18 protein-coding genes are annotated in these 19,302 nt (G+C 67.9%); all 18 read left to right on the plus strand.

Annotation, left to right across the window (positions count from 1 at the left end; translation table 11 throughout):
• The first annotated feature begins 73 nt into the window (after positions 1-73).
• The 18 genes from tssB to BLW48_RS24485 all read left to right on the plus strand — a co-directional run bounded on the left by tssB (position 74) and on the right by BLW48_RS24485 (position 19,301).
• Positions 74-667 (plus strand): type VI secretion system contractile sheath small subunit, encoded by a 594-nt coding sequence (gene tssB, locus BLW48_RS24400; protein WP_093177954.1) that lies wholly within the window; start codon positions 74-76, stop codon positions 665-667.
• 60 nt (positions 668-727) lie between these two features.
• Positions 728-2,227, plus strand: a complete 1,500-nt coding sequence (tssC, locus tag BLW48_RS24405) for a type VI secretion system contractile sheath large subunit (RefSeq protein WP_093058321.1) — start codon at positions 728-730, stop codon at positions 2,225-2,227.
• A gap of 61 nt (positions 2,228-2,288) precedes the next feature.
• Positions 2,289-2,771 carry an Hcp family type VI secretion system effector gene (locus BLW48_RS24410; RefSeq protein ID WP_093058217.1) on the plus strand — a complete coding sequence of 161 codons (483 nt, stop codon included), beginning with the start codon at positions 2,289-2,291 and terminating at the stop codon, positions 2,769-2,771.
• 29 nt (positions 2,772-2,800) lie between these two features.
• Positions 2,801-3,262, plus strand: a complete 462-nt coding sequence (gene tssE / locus BLW48_RS24415; RefSeq protein ID WP_093078879.1) for a type VI secretion system baseplate subunit TssE — start codon at positions 2,801-2,803, stop codon at positions 3,260-3,262.
• Position 3,263: 1 nt separating this feature from the next.
• Complete coding sequence (gene tssF, locus BLW48_RS24420) at positions 3,264-5,045, plus strand: type VI secretion system baseplate subunit TssF (protein ID WP_371127565.1); 1,782 nt, start codon at positions 3,264-3,266, stop codon at positions 5,043-5,045.
• Positions 5,042-6,046 carry a type VI secretion system baseplate subunit TssG gene (gene tssG / locus BLW48_RS24425; RefSeq protein WP_256330892.1) on the plus strand — a complete coding sequence of 335 codons (1,005 nt, stop codon included), beginning with the start codon at positions 5,042-5,044 and terminating at the stop codon, positions 6,044-6,046. Before tssF ends, tssG begins: the two co-directional genes overlap by 4 nt.
• 14 nt (positions 6,047-6,060) lie before the next feature.
• A complete protein-coding gene (gene tssH / locus BLW48_RS24430) occupies positions 6,061-8,793 on the plus strand; it encodes a type VI secretion system ATPase TssH (protein WP_093177958.1) in 2,733 nt (910 codons plus the stop codon).
• A 3-nt stretch (positions 8,794-8,796) separates the two neighbouring features.
• Complete coding sequence (locus tag BLW48_RS24435) at positions 8,797-10,743, plus strand: type VI secretion system Vgr family protein (RefSeq protein ID WP_256330893.1); 1,947 nt, start codon at positions 8,797-8,799, stop codon at positions 10,741-10,743.
• A gap of 13 nt (positions 10,744-10,756) precedes the next feature.
• Positions 10,757-11,482: a toxin-antitoxin system YwqK family antitoxin gene (locus BLW48_RS24440; RefSeq protein ID WP_143047775.1), complete on the plus strand. Its 726-nt coding sequence runs from the start codon at positions 10,757-10,759 to the stop codon at positions 11,480-11,482.
• Positions 11,483-11,485: 3 nt separating this feature from the next.
• On the plus strand, positions 11,486-11,875 hold the full coding sequence (locus BLW48_RS24445; RefSeq protein ID WP_093177961.1) for a DUF4280 domain-containing protein: 390 nt from the start codon (positions 11,486-11,488) through the stop codon (positions 11,873-11,875).
• Positions 11,876-11,913: 38 nt separating this feature from the next.
• Positions 11,914-12,120 (plus strand): hypothetical protein, encoded by a 207-nt coding sequence (locus BLW48_RS24450; RefSeq protein WP_256330894.1) that lies wholly within the window; start codon positions 11,914-11,916, stop codon positions 12,118-12,120.
• A gap of 17 nt (positions 12,121-12,137) precedes the next feature.
• Positions 12,138-13,151 carry an ABC transporter substrate-binding protein gene (locus BLW48_RS24455; protein ID WP_093177963.1) on the plus strand — a complete coding sequence of 338 codons (1,014 nt, stop codon included), beginning with the start codon at positions 12,138-12,140 and terminating at the stop codon, positions 13,149-13,151.
• A gap of 23 nt (positions 13,152-13,174) precedes the next feature.
• Positions 13,175-14,449: a dicarboxylate/amino acid:cation symporter gene (locus BLW48_RS24460; protein WP_093058209.1), complete on the plus strand. Its 1,275-nt coding sequence runs from the start codon at positions 13,175-13,177 to the stop codon at positions 14,447-14,449.
• 13 nt (positions 14,450-14,462) lie between these two features.
• Complete coding sequence (locus BLW48_RS24465) at positions 14,463-15,197, plus strand: cysteate racemase (RefSeq protein WP_093177965.1); 735 nt, start codon at positions 14,463-14,465, stop codon at positions 15,195-15,197.
• Complete coding sequence (locus BLW48_RS24470) at positions 15,185-16,651, plus strand: dicarboxylate/amino acid:cation symporter (protein WP_093177967.1); 1,467 nt, start codon at positions 15,185-15,187, stop codon at positions 16,649-16,651. The genes BLW48_RS24465 and BLW48_RS24470 overlap by 13 nt, the downstream gene beginning before the upstream one ends.
• Positions 16,648-17,124, plus strand: a complete 477-nt coding sequence (locus BLW48_RS24475) for a hypothetical protein (RefSeq protein ID WP_093078891.1) — start codon at positions 16,648-16,650, stop codon at positions 17,122-17,124. The genes BLW48_RS24470 and BLW48_RS24475 overlap by 4 nt, the downstream gene beginning before the upstream one ends.
• A gap of 65 nt (positions 17,125-17,189) precedes the next feature.
• A complete protein-coding gene (gene tssK, locus BLW48_RS24480) occupies positions 17,190-18,530 on the plus strand; it encodes a type VI secretion system baseplate subunit TssK (protein ID WP_093078892.1) in 1,341 nt (446 codons plus the stop codon).
• Between the two features lie 9 nt (positions 18,531-18,539).
• The gene (locus tag BLW48_RS24485) at positions 18,540-19,301 is read left to right on the plus strand and encodes a DotU family type IV/VI secretion system protein (protein ID WP_093058205.1); all 762 of its coding nucleotides are present in this window, start codon (positions 18,540-18,542) and stop codon (positions 19,299-19,301) included.
• Position 19,302 lies beyond the last annotated feature (1 nt).

Raw genomic sequence — 19,302 nt, forward strand, 5'->3', positions numbered from 1 at the left:
CCCAACCAGGCGACGAGCGTCGAGAAATTTCAACGTGTGTTCTTGTCAATTCAACCTTTTCTGAGAGCGAAAAATGTCGAATAGCCTGCAAAACTGGGTAGGACGCAATCGTCCGCCGCGCGTCCAGATCACCTATGACGTGGAGATCGGCGACGCCGTCGAAAAGAAAGAGCTGCCGCTGGTCGTGGGCCTGCTGGCCGACCTGTCGGGCCAGCCCGCACAGCCACTGCCGAAGCTCAAGGAGCGCCGCTTCGTCGAGATCGACCGCGACAACTTCGATGAAGTTCTCGGCAACATCACCCCCCGCCTCGACCTCTCGGTGCCCGACACCATGAAGGGCGAAGGCAACCTGAAGATCGAACTGAACTTCAAGGAGTTCAGCGACTTCCACCCCGAAGCCATCGTGGACCAGGTGCCCCGCCTGGCCAAGCTGCTCGAAGCCCGCCAGCAACTGCGCGACCTGCTCGCCAAGCTCGACGGCAACGACGAACTCGACGACCTGCTCGAGCGCGTGCTGCTGAACACCGAAGACCTGAAGACGGTCCAGAGCCAGGCCAGGGCCGAAGCCGGCAGCGCACTAGCGCAAGCAGCCCCGGCCGCAGCCGCAGCCCCGCAAGCGGCTGCGGAAACCCAATCGTCCCCCGAAGCCGAAGCACCGGCAGCGTGATCAACCACGCCGGCCGCAGCCCTTCGGGCGCGACCCGGCAACTTTTGAATGGTGATAGAGATGGCCAACAAATCCAAAGCCGCTGAAGCCGGCAGCGCAGCAACCACCGTCACGACCAGTGACCTCGGTCTGCTCGACAAGATCGTCCTCGAAGGCAACATGACGACCGAGCCTTCGCAGGGCGCCTACGCGAAGAAGCTGATCGGTCAGCTGGCTTCGCAGATCCTCGACGAAGGCATGAAGACCAGCCCCGACAAGGGCGTGGTCACGCTGATCAACGAGCGCGTCGCCGAAATCGACCGCCTGCTGACCGACCAGCTCAACGCGATCCTGCACGCCCCCGAGTTCCAGGCCCTCGAAGCCTCCTGGCGCGGCCTGCACGACCTGGTGACCGGCACCGAGACCGGCAGCAACCTGAAGCTGCGCCTGCTCAACGTGAGCAAGAAGGACCTGCTGAAGGACCTGGAGACCGCCGTCGACCACGACACCAGCGTGCTCTTCAAGAAGATCTACGAAGAGGAATACGGCACCTACGGCGGCCACCCCTATTCGCTGCTGATCGGCGACTACTACTTCGGCCGCCACCCGCAGGACATCGCCCTGCTGGAGCGCATCTCCCGCGTGGCCGCCGCCGCGCACGCGCCTTTCATCGCAGCAGCCGCGCCCGCGCTGTTCGACTTCAAGTCGTTCACCGAACTCGGCATTCCGCGCGACCTGTCCAAGACCTTCGAGAGCGCCGAGCTCGCCTCGTGGCGCGGCTTCCGCGAATCGGAAGACTCGCGCTACGTCTCGCTGGTGCTGCCAAGCTACGCGGCTCGCCTGCCCTACGGTGCCAAGACCATTCCCGTCGAGAACTTCAACTACGAAGAAGACGTGGACGGCACCGACCACGGCAAGTACCTGTGGGCCAACGCGGCCTACCAGCTGGGCCTTCGCATCACGCAGGCTCACTCGCTGTACGGCTGGACCACGGCCATCCGCGGCGTCGAAGGCGGCGGCAAGGTCGACGGCATGGTGGCTCACGCCTACAAGACGGACGAAGGCGACATCGCCCTGAAGCCGCCGACGGAAGTGACCATCACCGACCGCCGCGAAAAGGAACTGAGCGACCTCGGCTTCATCGCCATCGTCAACTCCAAGGGCTCGAACACCGCGGCCTTCTTCGGCGGCCAGACCGTGAACAAGCCCAAGGTGTACGACAAGGATTCGGCCAACGCCAACGCGGCAGTCTCGGCTCGCCTGCCCTACATCCTGGCGGCCTCGCGTTTCGCGCATTACCTGAAGGTGATCGTGCGCGACAAGATCGGCAGCTTCCAGACGCAGGCCGACATGCAGAAGCACCTGAACAACTGGGTTGCCAACTACGTGCTGGTGAGCCCCTCGGCGCCGCAGGCCATGAAGGCCAAGTACCCGCTGAGCCAGGCCCGCGTGGACGTGACCGAAGTTCCGGGCAAGCCGGGCTCGTACCGCGCCATCGCCTTCCTGAAGCCGCACTTCCAGCTCGAGGAACTCTCGGCCTCGATCCGCCTGGTGGCCGACCTGCCGGCTGCCGCCGCCTGATCGCCCCTTCATTCATCTGCATCGACAGACGAACCAACAGATTTACTGAAAGAACATTCACATGCCTATCTATCTCAAGATCCCAGGTGTCACCGGCCAAACCCAGATCGAGGGCCACAAGGACGAACTGGAAGTCCAGAGCTTCCAGTTCGGCGCCGGCCTCGCCGTGACGGCGGGCACCTCCAACCAGGAACGCACCGCGGGCAAGCCCAGCTTCTCCGAAATCACCGTGACCCGCACCAGCGACTCGGCCACGCCCCAGCTGCTGCAGAAGCTCGCCGGTGGCGAGGTGTTCGCGGGCGACACCATCATCACCTTCCCGCGCGAAGACAAGAGCGGCCTGCTGCCCTTGATGGTCGTGACCCTGACCGACGTCATCCTCAGCGGCCTCTCCGTTTCCAGCGGCGGTGACCTGCCGCAGGAAAGCGTCTCCCTGAACTACGCGGCCATCAAGGTCGAGTACACGAAGCAGAAGGAAGAAGGCGGCCAGGAAGGCATCGCACCGTTCGGCTGGGATCTCTCGAAGAACGTCGCGGTCGCATGACGGCTCGACGCTGACACCCGGCGCCTACCGTGTCCGAACTCATCAAAGGGGGCGTCGCGCCCCTGTTCGACCGGCTGGCGTCGGCGCCGTCCGAGCACGCCCGCGGCGCTGCTCATCTCGAAACGATGGAGTCCTTGCAGGACTCCATTGGTCGTGAGCTGCGCCGTCTGTTCAACACGCGCTCGCCGCTGTCGGCTGCCGACTATGCGCAGGGCAGCGGCACGGTGCTGGAGTACGGCATTCCGGATTTCTCCGCGCTCAGCGCGCAGAACGCCGCCGACTTGCAGCAGCTGGCTGCCACGCTGCGCCAGGCGGTGCAGCGCTACGAGCCGCGCCTGACGGACGTGAGCGTGCAAGTGAGCGCCACGCCCAACCGGCATGAAGTTGCACTGGTGCGCATCGGCGCGCAGGCGCGGGCCGGGCTCGCGCTGCGCCACGTGGATTTCGAAATGCTGCTCGGCACGCCCGACAGCCTGATGAAGGTCGCCTGACGTGTCCGACATCCAGCACAGCGACCTGCTGCAGTACTACAAGCGCGAACTGTCCTACCTGCGAGGACAGGGGTCGGACTTCGCCCAGCGCTATCCCAAGGTCGCCTCGCGCCTCTCGCTGCACGGCGGCGAATCGCTCGACCCGCACACCGAACGACTGATCGAGTCGGTGGCCTTCCTGTCGGCGCGCGTGCATCGCGACCTCGACCAGGAATTTCCCGACGTCGCCTACGCGCTGCTCGACAACCTCTGCCCGTCGCTGGTACAGCCGCTGCCCTCGATGTCGGTGGCGCAGTTCGGGCTCGATCCGGCGCAGGGCAAGGTCACGGCGGGCTTTCGCGTGCCGCGCCACACCATGCTGCATGCGAGGACGCAAGCCACTCAGTCGCAGGAGTGCCGCTTCCGCACCGCATGGGACACCGTGCTGTGGCCACTGCGCATCGCGCACGCCGCCATCGACGCCGACGCCGTGCTTCGGCTCAGGCTCGAATGCAATACCGAGGCCGACTTCTCCGAGCTGGAGATCGACAGCCTGCGCATCCACCTGCAAGGCGACTGGATGACCACGATGCCGCTGTACGACGCGCTGGTGTCGGGCGTGAAGTCGGTAGGCATCACCCCCGAAGGCGGCGCGCTGCAGATGCTGCCGGCCGACGCATGGCGCGAGGTCGGCTTTGCCGAAGGCGAAGAAGTGCTGCCGCAGCCCGCCAACGCACAGCCCGCCTACGGCCTGCTGCAGGAGTACTTCGCGTTTCCGCGCAAGTTCCATTTCTTCGACCTGCATCACCTGCGCTCGCGCCTGGGCCGCGGACGCAGCTGCGAGCTGGTGTTCCAGCTCGATCGCGCCACCAGGGTGCTGCGGCACATCGACGCCGACAACTTCCAGCTCGGCTGCACGCCCATCGTCAATCTGTTCCCGCGCGTGAGCGAGCCGCTGGTGATGGACCAGCGCCACTACGAATACATGCTGGTGCCCGACCGCCAGCGCGACGCCACCACCGAAGTGCATTCGATCGTCTCAGTGATCGCCTCCGACCCGGACGCCGACAAGCCCGTCGACGTGCCGGGCTTCGCCGCACTCGGCCATGTGGACGGTGCACAGGGCGCGCAGGGCGGCGCGGTGTTCTGGGCCGCGCGGCGCGAGCCCTGCCTGCGCCAGAACATTCCCGGCACCGACGTGTTCCTGTCCTTCGTCGACCAGGGCAAGACGCACAGCCGGCCCGCGCAACCGGTGGTCTACGCGCACCTGCTGTGCACCAACCGGCGGCTGGCCGAGCAGGTGCCCGTGGGCGCGCGCCTGGTGGCCGAAGGCCCGTCGCAGCCCACGCAAGTGCGCTGCCTGTACGAGCCCACCGCGCAGCGCGATCCGCCGCTGGGCAGCGAAACGCTGTGGCGGCTGGTGTCGCTGCTCACGCTCAACCACCAGTCGCTGGTGGACGGCTCCACCGGCCGCGAGCAACTGCGCGAGATGCTGCTGCTGTTCGCTTCCGACAGCCGGCGCGACCATGCGCAGATCCGCGGCATCGCCGGGCTCTCGGCGCGGGGCGTCACCGCCCACGTGGGCACCGAAGCCTGGCGCGGCTACTGCCGCGGCACGCAGGTCACGCTCGAATTCGAGGACGACGCCTTCGTCGGCGGCTCGCCTCTCATGATGTCGGCCGTTCTCGCGCGCTTCTTCGCGATGTACACCTCGGTGAACTCCTTCGTTCGCCTCGTGGTGCGCAACGGCGAAGAGGTCAGAAAACAGTGGGCTCCGATGACGGGCCGGCAGGTGGTTCTGTGATCGAACAACTCACCGCCCGCCCGCAGGACTTCAACCTGTTCCAGGCCATCAGCCTGCTCGAGCGCGCCGCGCCCGAAGCGGTGCCCGTGGGCCGCTCGCAAGGCCCGCGCGAACGAGAGGCCGTGCGGCTGCATGCCTTCGTCACGCTGGCGTTCGAGGCCAGCGACGTGCGCGAAGTCGGCACTGACGCATCGACCGGCGAGCCCTTCGAGCTCACCACGCCCGCCCTTTCGCTGGGCGGCAGCGGCGGCCCGCTGCCGATGCCCTTCACCGAGATGCTGCTGGAGCGCCGGCAGCAGCGCGACCACGCGACGGGGGACTTCCTCGACATCTTCAACCACCGCTTCCTGGCCTTCCTGTACCGCAGCCGCCGCAAGCACCACGTGGCGCTCAACCCGCAGTCGCCTTCGAGCTCCACCCTGGCATCCACGCTCGATGCAGCCAGCGCACTGGGCCTGCGCGCAGGCGTGCGCGCACCCGACGGCTCCGCCCTGTGGCTGCGCCATGCCGGTCTGCTCGGCGGCGCGCCGCGCGGCATGACCGCGTTGCTGGCTTTGCTGCGCGACCGGCTCGGCGTGCAGGTGCACGGCACGCAGTTCCGCGGCCGCTGGCTCGCACTGGAACCCGATGCCTCGGCGCGGCTGGACATGCGCACGCCGCTGGGCGGCGGCGCCGTGCTCGGCAAGCGTGTGTGGGACCAGGGCGCCGGCATCCGCCTCACCTTCAGCCACCTGAGCCAGCAGCGCCTGCGCGCCCTGCTGCCGCGCGGCGCAGACCATGCGCTCGCCAAATGGCTGGTGCGCCGCTTCATCCCGCAAGACCTGAAGGTCGAGATGGAGCTGAGCCTCGCTCCCACCGAATTGCGCAGCAGCGTGCTCGGCGCCGCGAACCCGATGCGACTGGGCTGGACTTCATGGGTCGCGGGCCCGACCTTCCGCGGCGCACTGCCGCCCGTTCACCACACCCTGACCAGCGACGGCGGCGACGCGCCCGGCGCCTGACCCGAACACGCCTTATGGACATCGACATCCGCACCCTGCTCGGCCGGCTCAACCCGGAATGCAAGCGCGCCATGGAACAGGCCGCCGAGCTGTGCGTGCAGCAGACGCACTACAACGTCGACCTCGAACACCTGCTGCTGAAGCTGGTGGACAACGACGCACCCGACCTGCGGCTGGTGTTCGGCCGCTTCGGCCTGCGTCCCGACACCGTGCAGGCGCAGTTGCAGAAGTCGCTCGACACCTTCAAGCGCGGCAACGGCCGCACGCCGAGCCTCACGCCCGACTTCGCGCCGCTGTTCCAGGAAGCGTGGCTCATGAGCTCGATGCTGCTGGGCCAGCAGCACATCCGCTCGGGCACGCTGATGCTGGCGCTGCTCGATGTGGACCGCCTGCGCGGCCGCCTGGTCGATGCCGCGCCCGCGCTGCTGCAGATTCCGCGCGGCACGCTGCGCGACGAACTCGCCGGCCTGCTGCAGTCCTCGCCTGAAGATGCGGCCGCCTCGGCACTGTCCGCCGCGCCGATAGCCTCGGCGCCTGCCGCGAACCAGTCGGCTGCGCCATCGGCGCCAGACGCCGGTGCTCCGCCGCTGCAGATGCCCACCGCGCGCCGCAACAACTCGGCCACGCCCTCACTCGACCAGTACACAGTCGACATGACGCAGCTCGCGCGCGACGGCGCGATCGACCCCATCCGCGGTCGCGACGGCGAGATCCGCCAGATCATCGATGTGCTGCTGCGCCGCCGCCAGAACAACCCCATCCTCACCGGCGAGGCCGGTGTCGGCAAGACGGCGGTGGTCGAAGGCTTCGCGCAACGCGTGGTGCAGGGCGACGTGCCGCCCGCGCTGCGCCAGGTGTCTGTGCGCTCGCTCGACCTGGCACTGTTGCAGGCGGGCGCCGGCGTGAAGGGCGAGTTCGAGAACCGGCTCAAGTCGGTCATTGCCGAGGTCAAGGCCTCGCCCACGCCGGTGATTTTGTTCATCGACGAGGCGCACCAGCTCATCGGCGCGGGCGGCGCCGAGGGTCAGGGCGACGCGGCCAACCTGCTCAAGCCCGCGCTCGCGCGCGGCGAGCTGCGCACCATCGCGGCCACCACCTGGGCCGAGTACAAGAAATACGTCGAGCGCGACCCTGCACTGGCACGGCGCTTCCAGGTCGTGAAGGTCGAGGAGCCGAGCGAAGAAGTCGCCATCGACATGCTGCGCGGCATGGTCGAGACGCTGGAGAAGCACCACGGCGTGGAGATCGTCGACGACGCCGTGCGCGAGGCCGTCAAGCTCTCGCACCGCTACATCACCGGCCGCCAGCTGCCCGACAAGGCCATCAGCGTGCTCGACACCGCCTGCGCGCGCGTGGCCATCGGGCAGAACGGGCTGCCGGCCGAGCTCGAATCGGCCGCGCGCGACATCTCCACGGGCGAGAGCGAGCTGCGCGTGCTGCGCCACGAGGCCGCCACCGGTGGCGACCACCAGGACGCCATCGCCGCGCTCACCTCGCGGCTCGACGTGCTGCGCCAGAAGCACAAGCGCCTGTCCGACAAGGTCGACGAAGAGAAGCACGCGGTGATGGAAATCGTCGCGCTGCGCCGCAAGATTTCTGACAGCCTGCGCGACAACGCACCGCCGCCCGACGAAGAGAACGACCCCGCGCTGCTCACCGCCGCGTTGCGCCGCCTCGAGAAAGGCCTGGAGGCGCTGCAGAGCGACGAGCCCATGGTGCCCGTGTGCGTCGATGGCGTGATGGTGGCCGAAGTCATCTCCGGCTGGACCGGCATCCCGGTCGGCAAGATGATGACCGACGAGTTGCACACGGTGCTCAACCTGAAGGAGAAGCTCGCCGAGCGCGTGGTCGGGCAAGACGACGCGCTCGACGCCATCGCGCGGCGCGTGCGCACCTTCCGCGCCGACCTCGACGACCCCGGCAAGCCCGTGGGCGTGTTCATGCTGGTGGGGCCCAGCGGCGTGGGCAAGACCGAGACGGCCTTCGCGCTGGCCGACCTGCTGTACGGCGGCGAGCGCAACGTCATCACCGTGAACATGTCGGAGTTCCAGGAGGCCCACACCGTCTCCAGCCTCAAGGGCGCGCCGCCCGGCTACGTGGGCTACGGGCGCGGCGGCGTGCTGACCGAGGCCGTGCGTCGCCGCCCCTACAGCGTGGTGCTGCTCGACGAAATGGAGAAGGCCCATCCCGACGTGCTGGAGCTGTTCTTCCAGGTGTTCGACAAGGGCACGATGGAAGACGGCGAAGGCGTGCAGATCGACTTCAAGAACACGCTGATCCTGCTCACCTCCAACGCCGCGCAAGACGTGATCACGCAGGCCTCGCAGGGCGGCCGCAGGCCCGACCCCGAGGAGCTTGTGGAGCGGCTGCGCCCCGAGTTGCTCAAGCAGTTCAGCCCCGCCTTCCTGGGCCGGCTGGCGCTGGTGCCTTATCACCACCTGGGTGACGAGCAGATCCGCTCGATCGTGAACCTCAAGCTCGGCAAGCTGGCGCGGCGCTTCGCGCTGAACCACCACGCGACCTTCACGTGGGACGTGCAGGTGGAAGACGCCATTACCGCGCGCTGCACCGAGGTGGACAGCGGCGCGCGCAACATCGACCACATCCTGGCTCATGCGGTGCTGCCCGAGCTTTCGCGCCAGGTGCTGGAGCGCATCTCGATGGCCGCCGCGTTCACCGCGGTGCACATGGGCATGGACGGCGACGGTGCGTTCGCCTTCAGCTTCGAACCGGCAACGCTGAGCTGATAGATGAACATGCGCGAAGGCTTCACCCAGCACGCCGCCTTCCTGACGGTGAAGACCGTACTCGGGCCGGACGAACTGCTGCTCGACGCCTTCCAGGCCGCCGAGGGGTTGTCGCAGCTGTTCGCGTGCTCGCTCACCATGCGTTCCCCTTCGAGCGCGCTGAAAGCCGACGACCTGATCGGCACCTCGGCCACGGTTGTGCTGCAGCGGCCCGAGAAGGAAACCCGCTTCTTCAACGGCATCGTCTCGCGCTTCACTTACCTGGGCAGCAACCGGGACTCCGCGACCTACTCGCTCGAACTGGTGCCGCGCATGTGGCTGCTCACGCTGGGGCGCGACCGGGTGATCTACCAGAGCATGAGCACGCCCGACATCCTGCAGAAGGTGCTCGGCGAATTCGGCGTGGCCTTCAGCACGCAGCTGCAGGGCACCTACGCACCTCGCGAATACTGCGTGCGCTACGACGAGACAGCCTTCGACTTCATCTCGCGCCTGATGGAGGAGGAAGGCATCTTCTACTTCTTCACCTTCGCGGACGGCGCGCACACGCTGGTGCTGGCCGACAGCAACTCGGCGTGCATGCCCTGCCCCCACGCGGAAAAGCTCGTCATGCGCAGCAGCGAGGAAGGCTACGCGCACACTCATGCCGTCACCCGCTTCGAGTCGGACGCCCGGCTGGTGACCAAGGACCAGGCGGTGGACGACTACGACTTCCTCACGCCCGACACCGATCTGCGGGAGCAGCACGAGGGAAAGATCGGGCGCGGCCTCGACTACGAATATCCCTCGCGCGTGCCAGCGGCGGCCGGCGCGGCGCGCGCGCGCATCCGCCTGGAAATGCACCAGGCCGGCAGCCAGTCGGGCCGCGGCGACAGCCATTGCCACTACCTGACGCCGGGCACCACCTTCACGCTGGAAGAGCATTCCCGCGAGGATCTCAACGTGAAGCACGTGGTGCACAGCGTGCGGCACCACGCCGAGCGCGAGCACTACAGCAACAGCTTCGAGACCCTGCCTCCCGACCTGCCCTTTCGCCCGCAACGCCTCACGCCGCGACCGGTGGTGGCCGGCAACCATACGGCGCAGGTGGTGGGCCCGGCCGGCGAAGAAATCTGGACCGACGAGCACGGGCGCATCAAGGTGCAGTTTCCATGGGACCAGCTGGGCAAGAAGAACGACAAGAGTTCGTGCTGGATCCGCGTCTCGCAGATGTGGGCGGGCAAGGGCTGGGGCGCACTCTTCCTGCCGCGCATCGGGCAGGAGGTGGTCGTGAGCTATGTCGATGGCGATCCCGACCGGCCGCTGGTCTCGGGCAGCGTCTACAACGGCACGAACCCCACGCCGGTCACCCTGCCGGGCATGTCGTCGCAAAGCACGATCCGATCGCGCTCGACCAAGACCGGCGACGCGGGCAACGAGATGCGCTTCGAGGACAAGAAGGGCTCCGAAGAGTTCTACCTGCACGCCCAGAAAGACATGCGCGTGGAAATCGAGAACGACCTGACCACCACGGTGATGGCCGGCAACGAACTCCACACCGTCACCAAGGGCAACCGCACGGTCAAAGTCGACACGGGCAACGAAACCCACTCGGTGAAGGGCACGCGGGCGCTGGACGTCACGGGCAACGAGACGCACGACAACAAGGCCAACTTCACACAGACGGTCACCGGCAACTACGAGCTCAAGGTCACGGGCAACCTGGTGATCGACGTGACAGGCACCCTGCTCATCAAGTCGGCCCAGACGCTGGACCTGAAGGCCGGCACCGACCTGGGCGCCAACGCCGGCGTCAACTTCAAGGCCGAGGCCGGCGTGGCGCTGTCGGCCAAGGGCGGCGCCTCGCTGTCGAACGAGGCGCCCTCGATCAGCAGCAAGGCCTCGGGCATGAACGCCGTCGAAGGCGGCGGCATGGTCACGCTCAAGGGCGGGCTGGTGAAGATCAATTGAACGATTGAACACCATGGCACTTCCTTCTCTCCCAACAAAAGACCTGGCCTCGGTGCCCGAGGCCGTGGTGCGCGAAGCCCTCGACGGCGCCGGCCAGACGGTGGTGCGCGCGTCTTTCCTGGGCGATGTTCCGCACGGGCCGATGCAGGTGTTCTCGGCCGCGGGCAAGCCGGCAATGGAGGCCTCCTACCAGGCCGGCGTGCCGCACGGCGCCATGCGCCTGTTCGACGAACGCGGCCAGCTGCTGCAGGAAACGCAGCGCTTCGGCGGCGTGGCCGAAGGCACCACGCGCAGCTACTACCCCAGCGGCAAGCTCATGCAGACGCACCAGCACGTGCGCGGCACGCTGCATGGCGATGCCGTGGCGTACGCCGAATCGGGCGATGTCACGGCACGGCTGCGCTATGTGGCCGGCCGCCTCGAAGGCGAAGCCACCTACTACAACGAAGGCCGCATGGTGCGACGCGAGCAGTACCGCGCCGGCCTGCTCGACGGCGAAGTGCTCGACTATCTGGCAAGCGGCGGCGTGGCGCAGTCGTCCACCTACGTGGCCAGCGTGCTGCACGGCCCGCTGCGGCGCTTCTGGCCCAACGGCCAGCTGATGGAAGAAATCGCGTACCGCCAGGGCAAGCCGCACGGCAACCCGCGCCGCTTCGACCAGGCCGGCCGCGAGGTCGTGGAGACAGCCGCATCGCCGGGCTTCATGAAGAGCCTGGAAAAACTCGTGAGGGGAGGCTGAACCATGGGCATGCACGTCTGCACGGGGGCCACGCTGCAGTGCAGCTTCGGCGCCGCGCCTTCCAACCTCGTGGTGCTGCCCGTGAACGCGGTGGTCACCAGCGGCGTGCCGGCGGCCACCATCATGGACAACAAGCCGATCGCCAACATCCTGCCCTTCGGCACCTGCAACAGCATGTCGAACCCGATGGTGGCCGCGGCCACCGCCGCCGCGCTCGGCGCCTTCACGCCGATGCCCTGCATTCCGGTAACGGCCGCGCCCTGGGCGCCCGGCTCGCCCACGGTGCTGGTCGGCAGCATGCCCGCACTGCAGGACAGCTCGAAGCTCGCTTGCAACTGGGGCGGCGTGATCCAGGTCGTCGTGCCGGGGCAGTTCACTTCAATGGTCCCCTGACCGATCCCTACTTACTCATGTCTCAATACGTTTTCACGATGAGCTCCCGCATGGTCGCCATCACGGTGACCTGCCTGGTGCTGCTGTGCGTCCTCCTGTTCCTGATGGGCGTGGAGATCGGCAAGCTGCTGGCGCCTGCGCCCATCCCTTCGGCTCCTGCCGCCGTGGCGCCTGCGCCGCTGCAGTCGCCCTCCCCCGCACCTGCCCCCACAGCAGCGCCGGCTCCCGCCGCCTCCACCCAATGACCAAAGTAGATCAAAGCATGTCGAACAACACACGACACCTCACGGGCATGCACAGCGCGCTGCGTCGCCTCGCCCTTCCAACATTGCTGGCGCTGGCCGGCCTCTGCGCGGGTGGCCCCGCCAGCGCGGCGGGCGAACGGCCCGTGGCGCAGGGCGTGATCGCCGTGCCGGTCGCACTCGCTGCGCCTGTCGCCGTGGCGCCCGCGCCCGCATTCCCGGTCGAGCCGGCAGCCCCTGTCGCGCCACCGGCGCCCGTGCTCACCAACGGCCTCGTGCGCGTGCCCGACGGCCGCCTGCTCGCACCCGACATCGCGCGCATCGTGACGCGCGGCGAGCTCGTGGTGGCCATGCTCAAGGTCGACACGCCGCCGTTCTTCTTCTTCGACGACGCCGGCCAGTGGACCGGGCTCGAGGTCGGCCTGGCGCAGTCGCTCGCCAAGGAGCTGGGCGTCAAGCTGCGCTTCAACCGCGAGGCCGGCACTTTCAACGCGGTGGTCGACCTGCTGGCCAACGGCCAGGCGGACCTGGCCATCAGCAAGCTGTCGCGCACGCTGGCGCGCACGCAGACCATTGCGTTCAGCGACGCCTACCTCACGCTGAACCACTCGCTGATCCTGAACCGCGTGAAGTTCGCGCAGCTCTCGCACGGGCGCCCGCTGCCCGAGGTCATCCGCAACTTCAACGGCAGCATCGGCGTGATCGCCAAATCTTCTTTCGCGGACTACGCGCGCACCAACTTCCCGCACGCCAAGGTGCAGGAGTTTCCGACCTGGAATGAGGTGCTGGTGGCCCTGCACAAGGGCGAGATCGTGAGCGCCTACCGCGACGAGTTCGAGGTCAAGCGCGTGCTCAAGGCCGACCCGACCGTATCGCTCGTGCTGCGCACCGTGACGCTGAAGGACCTTGAAGACACCCTCGGCATCGGCGTTGCCGTGACCGACACCACGCTGCTGGCCTACGTCAACCAGTTCCTCGCCCAGCGCACCGAGAAGCTGGACATCCAGAAGGTGCTGCAGGCACTCGACCGCTGAGCCGCAAAGAACACGCACCCATCATGAATTCCTCCAAGCTCTACGCCTTCGTCCTCAACCCCTGGGTCGTGATCATCAGCCTCGGGGCCGGCGTGGCCTTCGGCATGCTCGCGCCCCCGCTCGCGACCACCCTCAGCTTCGTGGGCGACATCTACGTCGACCTGCTGAAGATGATCACGCTGCCCTTCATGGTCTCGGCCGTGATCTTCAGCCTGCAGCGGCTGTTTCGCGACGGCGGCACTGCCAGCCTGCTGGGCCGCGTGGCGCTGGTGTTCCTCGCGTTCTCGGCCTTCGTGGCCATTGCCGGCGCGGCCACGCTGCTGCTGCTTCGCCCCGGCGAGAACCTGCCGGCCAGCACCATGCAGACCTTCGGCCAGATCGTCGGCGGCGACCTGAGCGCCAGCGACACGGCCATGAGCCTGCGCGGCACCGACGAAGTGAAGAAAACCGCCAGCTTCGCCGACATGCTGGTGAGCCTGGTGCCTGCCAACATCTTCACGGCCCTGGCCAACGGCGACACGCTGAAGACGCTGGTGTTCGCGCTGCTGTTCGGCCTGGCGGTGGGGCACGTGCCCACGCGCATTTCAGACGGGCTGACCCAGGCGCTCGAAACCGTCTATCACGCCTGCCAGACGCTGATGCGCTGGCTTAGCTTTCCGCTGCCGGTGGTGCTGTTCTGCATGAGCGCGGCACAACTGGGCAAGACGGGCATCGAGCCGCTGCGCGCGATGGGCGCCTTCGTGCTGGCCTTCCTGGTGGTGTCGACGGTGCTGCTGGCGGTGGCGTGCGTCATCATCTGGAAGCGCTCCAACGGCACGCTCGGGCAGACGCTCAACGCCATGCGCGGCCCCTTCGCGCTGGCGCTGGCCACGCGCAGCAGCGCCACCTGCATGCCGATCATGATCGAGAGCCTGGTCACACGGCTGGGCTTCGCGCGCTCGCGGGTTGAATTGCTGGTTCCGCTCACGGTGTCGCTGCTGCGCATCGGGCCCGTCGTGTACTACGTGTGCGCCACGCTCTTCATCGCGCAGATCTACGGGCGCTCGCTGTCGCCGGTGGAAATCGGCATCGTGCTCACATCGTCGGTGCTCGCGGGCTTTGCCTCTGCGGGCATGACGGGGCTGGTGACGGTGTCGCTGATCGGCATGACCTGCACCTACCTGGGCCTGCCCTTCGAAGCGGCGTTCATCCTGTTCCTGGCGGTGGACCCGGTGTGCGACATGCTGCGCACGCTGGTGCTGGTCATCGGCAACACCGCGGCCGTCGCTGTCGTGTGCCCCCGGCCACTGAAGATCTAGAGGGCACGCACTCATGTCACGCATCGGCGTTCTCGGCGGCATGGGCCCATCGGCAACGGTGGACTTCATGGAAAAGATCATCCAGCTCACTCCCGCCACGCGCGACCAGGAGCACTTGCCGGTGATCGTGGCGAACCTGCCGCACGTGCCGGACCGCTCCAGCGCCATCCTGGGCACGGGGCCCGACCCGCTGGGCGCGCTGCTCGCGGGCATCGACGTGCTCAATGACATCGGCGTGGGCGTGGTCGCGATTCCCTGCAACTCGTCGCACCACTGGTATGCGCAGATGGTCGAGCACAGCCGGGCGCCGGTGATCCACATCGCGCAGTCATGCGTGGCCGCCATAGCCACGACACCGGGCGAACGGCCGGTGCGGGTGGCGGTGCTCGCCACGCGCGGCGCGCTGGCCTCTGGCTTCTACCAGCAGGCGCTGCGCGAACGCGGCATCGACTTTCTGGTGCCCGACGCCACGAACGGCCAGGACCATGTGGACGCCTGCATCCGCGCCGTGAAGGGTGGTGACGTGCAGGCCGGCGCGGCAGCCTTCGAGCTTGCGCTGGAAGCGCTGTCCGCCACCGGCGCCACCGTGGTGATCATGGGCTGCACCGAATTGCCGATCGCCGCGAAGGCAGCGAACGCCGCCGGGCACAGCACGCTGATGCTGATCGACAGCTCGCTGGAGCTGGCCCGCGCCACCGTCGCCTTCGCACTCGACAAAGGATGGAACAAGCCGACATGGGTTTCCTGACTCGCATGTCCCACAGCCTGCTCGCCCTGCTTCTGTGCATGGCGGCAGGCGGAGTCGTGGGCGTCTATGCGCCCGTGGTGGGCGACGTGGGGTACACGGCAGCGCAGGTCTACCTGGCCATCGTGAGCATGGCAGCCATTCCGCTGCTGGTGGTCGCCACTTTCTTCGGCCTGCGCCAGACCATGGGGCTGCCCTTTCCGGGACGGCGCATCGCGATGATCGCGGGCCTTGCGCTGCTGCTGGTGATGAGCTGCGCGGGCACCGGGCTGGCACTGGGCTGGGTGAACGCACCGGGCGCGCACCTGGACGCCGAATCGCGCGAGCACCTGGGCGAACTGGTGCAGCAGGCCGGCGACGGCGGCGACCTCGAAATGCGCCTGCACGACAGCAGCACGCAGGCAACGGCCATCGAGCGCCCCCGCGTCACGCTGGTGCCCGACAACTTCTTCCGCGTGCTGGTGGAGGGGCGCTCTCTGGGCATCCTGTCGTGCGCGCTGCTGTTCGGCCTGGCCTTTGCCGCGCTGGCGCGCACGCAGCACGCCGCGCTCAACCACATGTTCGAGGGCATCTACCGCACGCTCGAACTCATCATCGCGCGCGCCAACATCCTGCTGCCTGTGGTGGCCTTCGGTATGTCGGCGCACGTGTTCGCGCAGACCGACGCGGTGACGATCCGCGCCATGAGCGGCTTCCTGCTGCACTTCGTGGCGCTGGTGGCGCTGCTGGCCGCGGGCGCCATCGCGGTGATCCACCAGCGCGGCAACCAGCCGCTGGCCGATGTGCTGCAGCACCTGAAGACGCCGATGCTCGTGAGCCTGATGTCGTCGAGCACCACGGCCAGCATTCCGCACACCATCGAGGCGATGAGCGCGCGCCTGGGCTTCAGCCGCGGCATCGTCGAGCTGGTGGTGCCCACCGCCTCGGTGTTCCTGCGCGCGGGCTCGGCGCTGTACTACGTGCTGCTGGCGCTGTTCGTGGCCAACCTCTACGACCGCACGCTCAGCGCGGCCGACATCGGAATGATCGGCATGGGCGCGACGGTTGCGGCCTTCGCCTCGGCCGGCAACAACAGCCTGACCAACGTGGGCTACGCGGGCATCGTGCTGGCGATGCTGCAGCTGCCCATCGAGGCTGCGCTGGCGCTGTTCCTGGCCATCGACCTGATCTGCGAGGGGCCGCGCAACCTGCTGACGCTGCTGGCCACCTGCGTGCTGATTTCCGTCGTGTCGGCGGGCCTGCCGTCGGAGCGCGTGACGGCGCCTGCCGCCGACGCGGTACCCGCGAAGCCGCTGCGCTTCGTGCTCACGCGCGGCAACGTCATGCTGCTGGCGGGCTGCAGCGTGCTGGCCTCCCTGCTGATTTTGCTGATGGGCATTGCCGTGGGCGCGCGGCAGGCACAGCCCTCCGCCGCGTATGCGACTTCAGCCGCGGCGAACCCTGGAATATCGCGATGAACCGCACAAAGACTCTTCTCTTCAGATGGATCGCCGCCCTGCTGCTGCTCTCGCAGCTGGCCGCATGCGGCAGCCTGTTTCCCAAGGGCACGCGCGTGAACTGGAGCGAGCTCACGCTGTCGGCCTCGCCCGACGCCAACCAGAACAGCCCGGTGGCGGTCGACGTGGTGATGGTGCTCGACGACACCATGCTCGCCCGCATCACCGAGCTCACCGCAGCCAAGTGGTTCGGCGCGCGCGCCGACCTGCAGAAGACCTTTCCGCAGGGCCTGTCTTACCTCTCGTGGGAGCTGGTGCCGGGCCAGACGATTCGCGTGCCCTCCAGCGCCTTCGGCTCGCAGCGCGTGGCGGCCGTGCTCGTCTTCGCGAACTACACCACGCCCGGCGCCAATCGCGTGCGGGTGGAAGACCTCAAGGGCGCCGTTGTCGCCCGCTTCGACGTTCAAAGCTTCGACGTGTCGACCACACGCTGAACAACCCGGACCCTCGCCAGTGAACACCGCATTCCATCTTTCTTCTTCCTGCGCAGGAGCCCGCCATGTCTGACGTGCACAGCGCCGCCCCCATCACCGACCGCATCGAGTGGCATGAAGGCATGCTGCTGTCGCCGCAGCACTTCCAGCAACTCTCGGCGCGCACCGATTCCCTCGTGGCCTGGCAGACGCTGGCCGCCGCGCCCTTCAGCTGGGGCGTGCGCCGCCTGGTGTTCGACCAGGGCCTGCTGCCCGCCGGCCTGCTGCGCGTGCTGGCGCTCGACGCCATCCTGCCGGACGGCACCGCCGTGCAGTACTCGGCTGCCGAGGCCGCGCACGGTGCGCTCGAACTCTCGCTCGCGCCGCATAAAGACCAGCTTGCCGTCGAGCCGCTCGACATCTACCTCACGCTGCCGGTCGCCGGCCCCGCGCGGCATCGCGGCGCGACTGTGCGCTTTCGCTCGGTGTCGGGCGCGCCGGTGGAAGACGCCGTGTCGGACGCCGAGCCCGCGAACATCCCCCGCATGCTGCCGCGCCTGGCACTCAGCGCGGGCGCGGTGCCGCCCGGCACGCACGTGCATCTGCGCTTGGGCCAGGTGTTCAAGGACAACGAAGTCGTGAAGCTCGGCGACGCGCAACCGCCGCTGCTCGAAGTAGCGCGCGACAACCCGCTGTGGACTGCGGCCGCCGGCCTGCTGGGCCAGTTGCGCGGCAAGGCGGCCTTCGTCGCGAAGCAGACGGCTGTGCCCTCTTCACGCGTGGACGACCGCCTCGCGCACCTCGAACTGAAGGACCGGCTGCGCAGCCTGCTTTCGGGCCTGCCGCATGCCGAGGCCGTGCTGCGCACGCCGCACCTGCATCCGCTGCCGATGTACTGGTCGCTGTGCGCGCTGCTGGCATCGCTGAGCCTGCTGCGGCCCGGTGGCCTGCCGCCGGTGCCGATGGACTATGACCATGCGAACCCCTCGCGCGTGTTCCAGCCGCTGCTGCTGGCGCTGCGCGACGCGGTGTCCGAAGTAAGCCAGGAGTACCGCGAGCACAAGTTCGAGTTTCGCCAGGGCGCATTCGAGACCACGCTGCAGCCGCAGTGGCTGGCCGGCACGCGCATCGTGGTCGGCCTGCGCGGCCAGTCCGACAAGGATCTGCTCGCCTGGATGGACAGCGCCATCGTCGGCGCGCAGTCGGCCTACCCCTCGCTGCGCGAACGCCGCGTGCTGGGCGCGGTGCGCCGACCCATCGAGTCGGCCGACGAACTCGGCCTGCGCCCCGGCTCGGGCTACCTGCTCTACGCCATCCAGACCAGCACCGCTTTGACCGTGCCCGGCGAACTCCTGGTGATCGCCAACGCGAACGAAGGCGCCACCGCGCAGCCTCCGCAGGAAATCGTGCTGTTCATCAAAGACTGATCGACCCCCATGGCACGCACCCTTCCCGACCTCGCGGTCGACGACCACATCACCAAGCAGTTCCGCGCGTTCTACGACGAGATCGTGAAAGCGCGCGACCGCACCGCCGAATCGCGCGAGACCGACATCGACATGGTCGCGCAGGCGCTGGCCCGCCACCTCGAGAACCTGCTCGAGCTGCAATCGCTCGAATCGCGCCGCGAGAGCACGCGCTTCGAGCTGGAGAACGTGGCCGACGCGCGCTACCTCAAGGCCGCGCTGGCCGACGAGATCCTGCTGCACACGCCATGGATCGGCCGCGAGCGCTGGACCGCACACCTGCTGGAGTCTTCGCTGTTCCGCACCAACATCGCGGGCGACCTGGTGTTCAGCCGCATCGAAGAGCTGCTGTCGGGCCGCGAGCCTTCGCGCCGCGACATCGCGCGGCTGTATCTCTTTGCACTGGCACTGGGCTTCCAGGGCAAGTACCGCGGCGGCGGCGAAGAAGCACGCCTGCTGGGCTACCGCGAAGAGCTGTTCCAGTTCGTCTACCAGCGGCAGGCCGACTTCTCGGGCCGCGACCGTGTGGTGTCGGAGCGCGCCTATGCGAGCACGCTCTCGCACATCGCTCCGCGCAAGCTGCCCACGCTGAGCCGCTGGACGGTGCTGTTCCTGCTGTGTACCGCCTCGCTGCTGGCGGTGTCGGAGCTGTTGTGGCTGTGGCAGTCGTGGCCGGTGCGGCAGGTGCTGCAGCCGGGTGCGGTCGATGCATCGGGGGCATACCAGCGATGAA

Source organism: Variovorax sp. YR266 (genome assembly GCF_900107295.1).
Taxonomy (GTDB): Bacteria; Pseudomonadota; Gammaproteobacteria; order Burkholderiales; family Burkholderiaceae_C; genus Variovorax.

What these genes read in the sequence shown, in the direction of transcription:
- BLW48_RS24450 (WP_256330894.1), top strand. Translation starts at nt 11,914, where the DNA reads ATGAGCTCCCGCATGGTCGCCATCACGGTGACCTGCCTGGTGCTGCTG.
- tssC (WP_093058321.1), top strand. Translation starts at nt 728, where the DNA reads ATGGCCAACAAATCCAAAGCCGCTGAAGCCGGCAGCGCAGCAACCACC.
- tssB (WP_093177954.1), top strand. Translation starts at nt 74, where the DNA reads ATGTCGAATAGCCTGCAAAACTGGGTAGGACGCAATCGTCCGCCGCGC.
- BLW48_RS24475 (WP_093078891.1), top strand. Translation starts at nt 16,648, where the DNA reads ATGAACCGCACAAAGACTCTTCTCTTCAGATGGATCGCCGCCCTGCTG.
- BLW48_RS24445 (WP_093177961.1), top strand. Translation starts at nt 11,486, where the DNA reads ATGGGCATGCACGTCTGCACGGGGGCCACGCTGCAGTGCAGCTTCGGC.
- BLW48_RS24440 (WP_143047775.1), top strand. Translation starts at nt 10,757, where the DNA reads ATGGCACTTCCTTCTCTCCCAACAAAAGACCTGGCCTCGGTGCCCGAG.
- BLW48_RS24470 (WP_093177967.1), top strand. Translation starts at nt 15,185, where the DNA reads ATGGGTTTCCTGACTCGCATGTCCCACAGCCTGCTCGCCCTGCTTCTG.
- BLW48_RS24485 (WP_093058205.1), top strand. Translation starts at nt 18,540, where the DNA reads ATGGCACGCACCCTTCCCGACCTCGCGGTCGACGACCACATCACCAAG.
- BLW48_RS24455 (WP_093177963.1), top strand. Translation starts at nt 12,138, where the DNA reads ATGTCGAACAACACACGACACCTCACGGGCATGCACAGCGCGCTGCGT.
- tssH (WP_093177958.1), top strand. Translation starts at nt 6,061, where the DNA reads ATGGACATCGACATCCGCACCCTGCTCGGCCGGCTCAACCCGGAATGC.
- BLW48_RS24435 (WP_256330893.1), top strand. Translation starts at nt 8,797, where the DNA reads ATGAACATGCGCGAAGGCTTCACCCAGCACGCCGCCTTCCTGACGGTG.
- BLW48_RS24460 (WP_093058209.1), top strand. Translation starts at nt 13,175, where the DNA reads ATGAATTCCTCCAAGCTCTACGCCTTCGTCCTCAACCCCTGGGTCGTG.
- BLW48_RS24465 (WP_093177965.1), top strand. Translation starts at nt 14,463, where the DNA reads ATGTCACGCATCGGCGTTCTCGGCGGCATGGGCCCATCGGCAACGGTG.
- tssK (WP_093078892.1), top strand. Translation starts at nt 17,190, where the DNA reads ATGTCTGACGTGCACAGCGCCGCCCCCATCACCGACCGCATCGAGTGG.
- BLW48_RS24410 (WP_093058217.1), top strand. Translation starts at nt 2,289, where the DNA reads ATGCCTATCTATCTCAAGATCCCAGGTGTCACCGGCCAAACCCAGATC.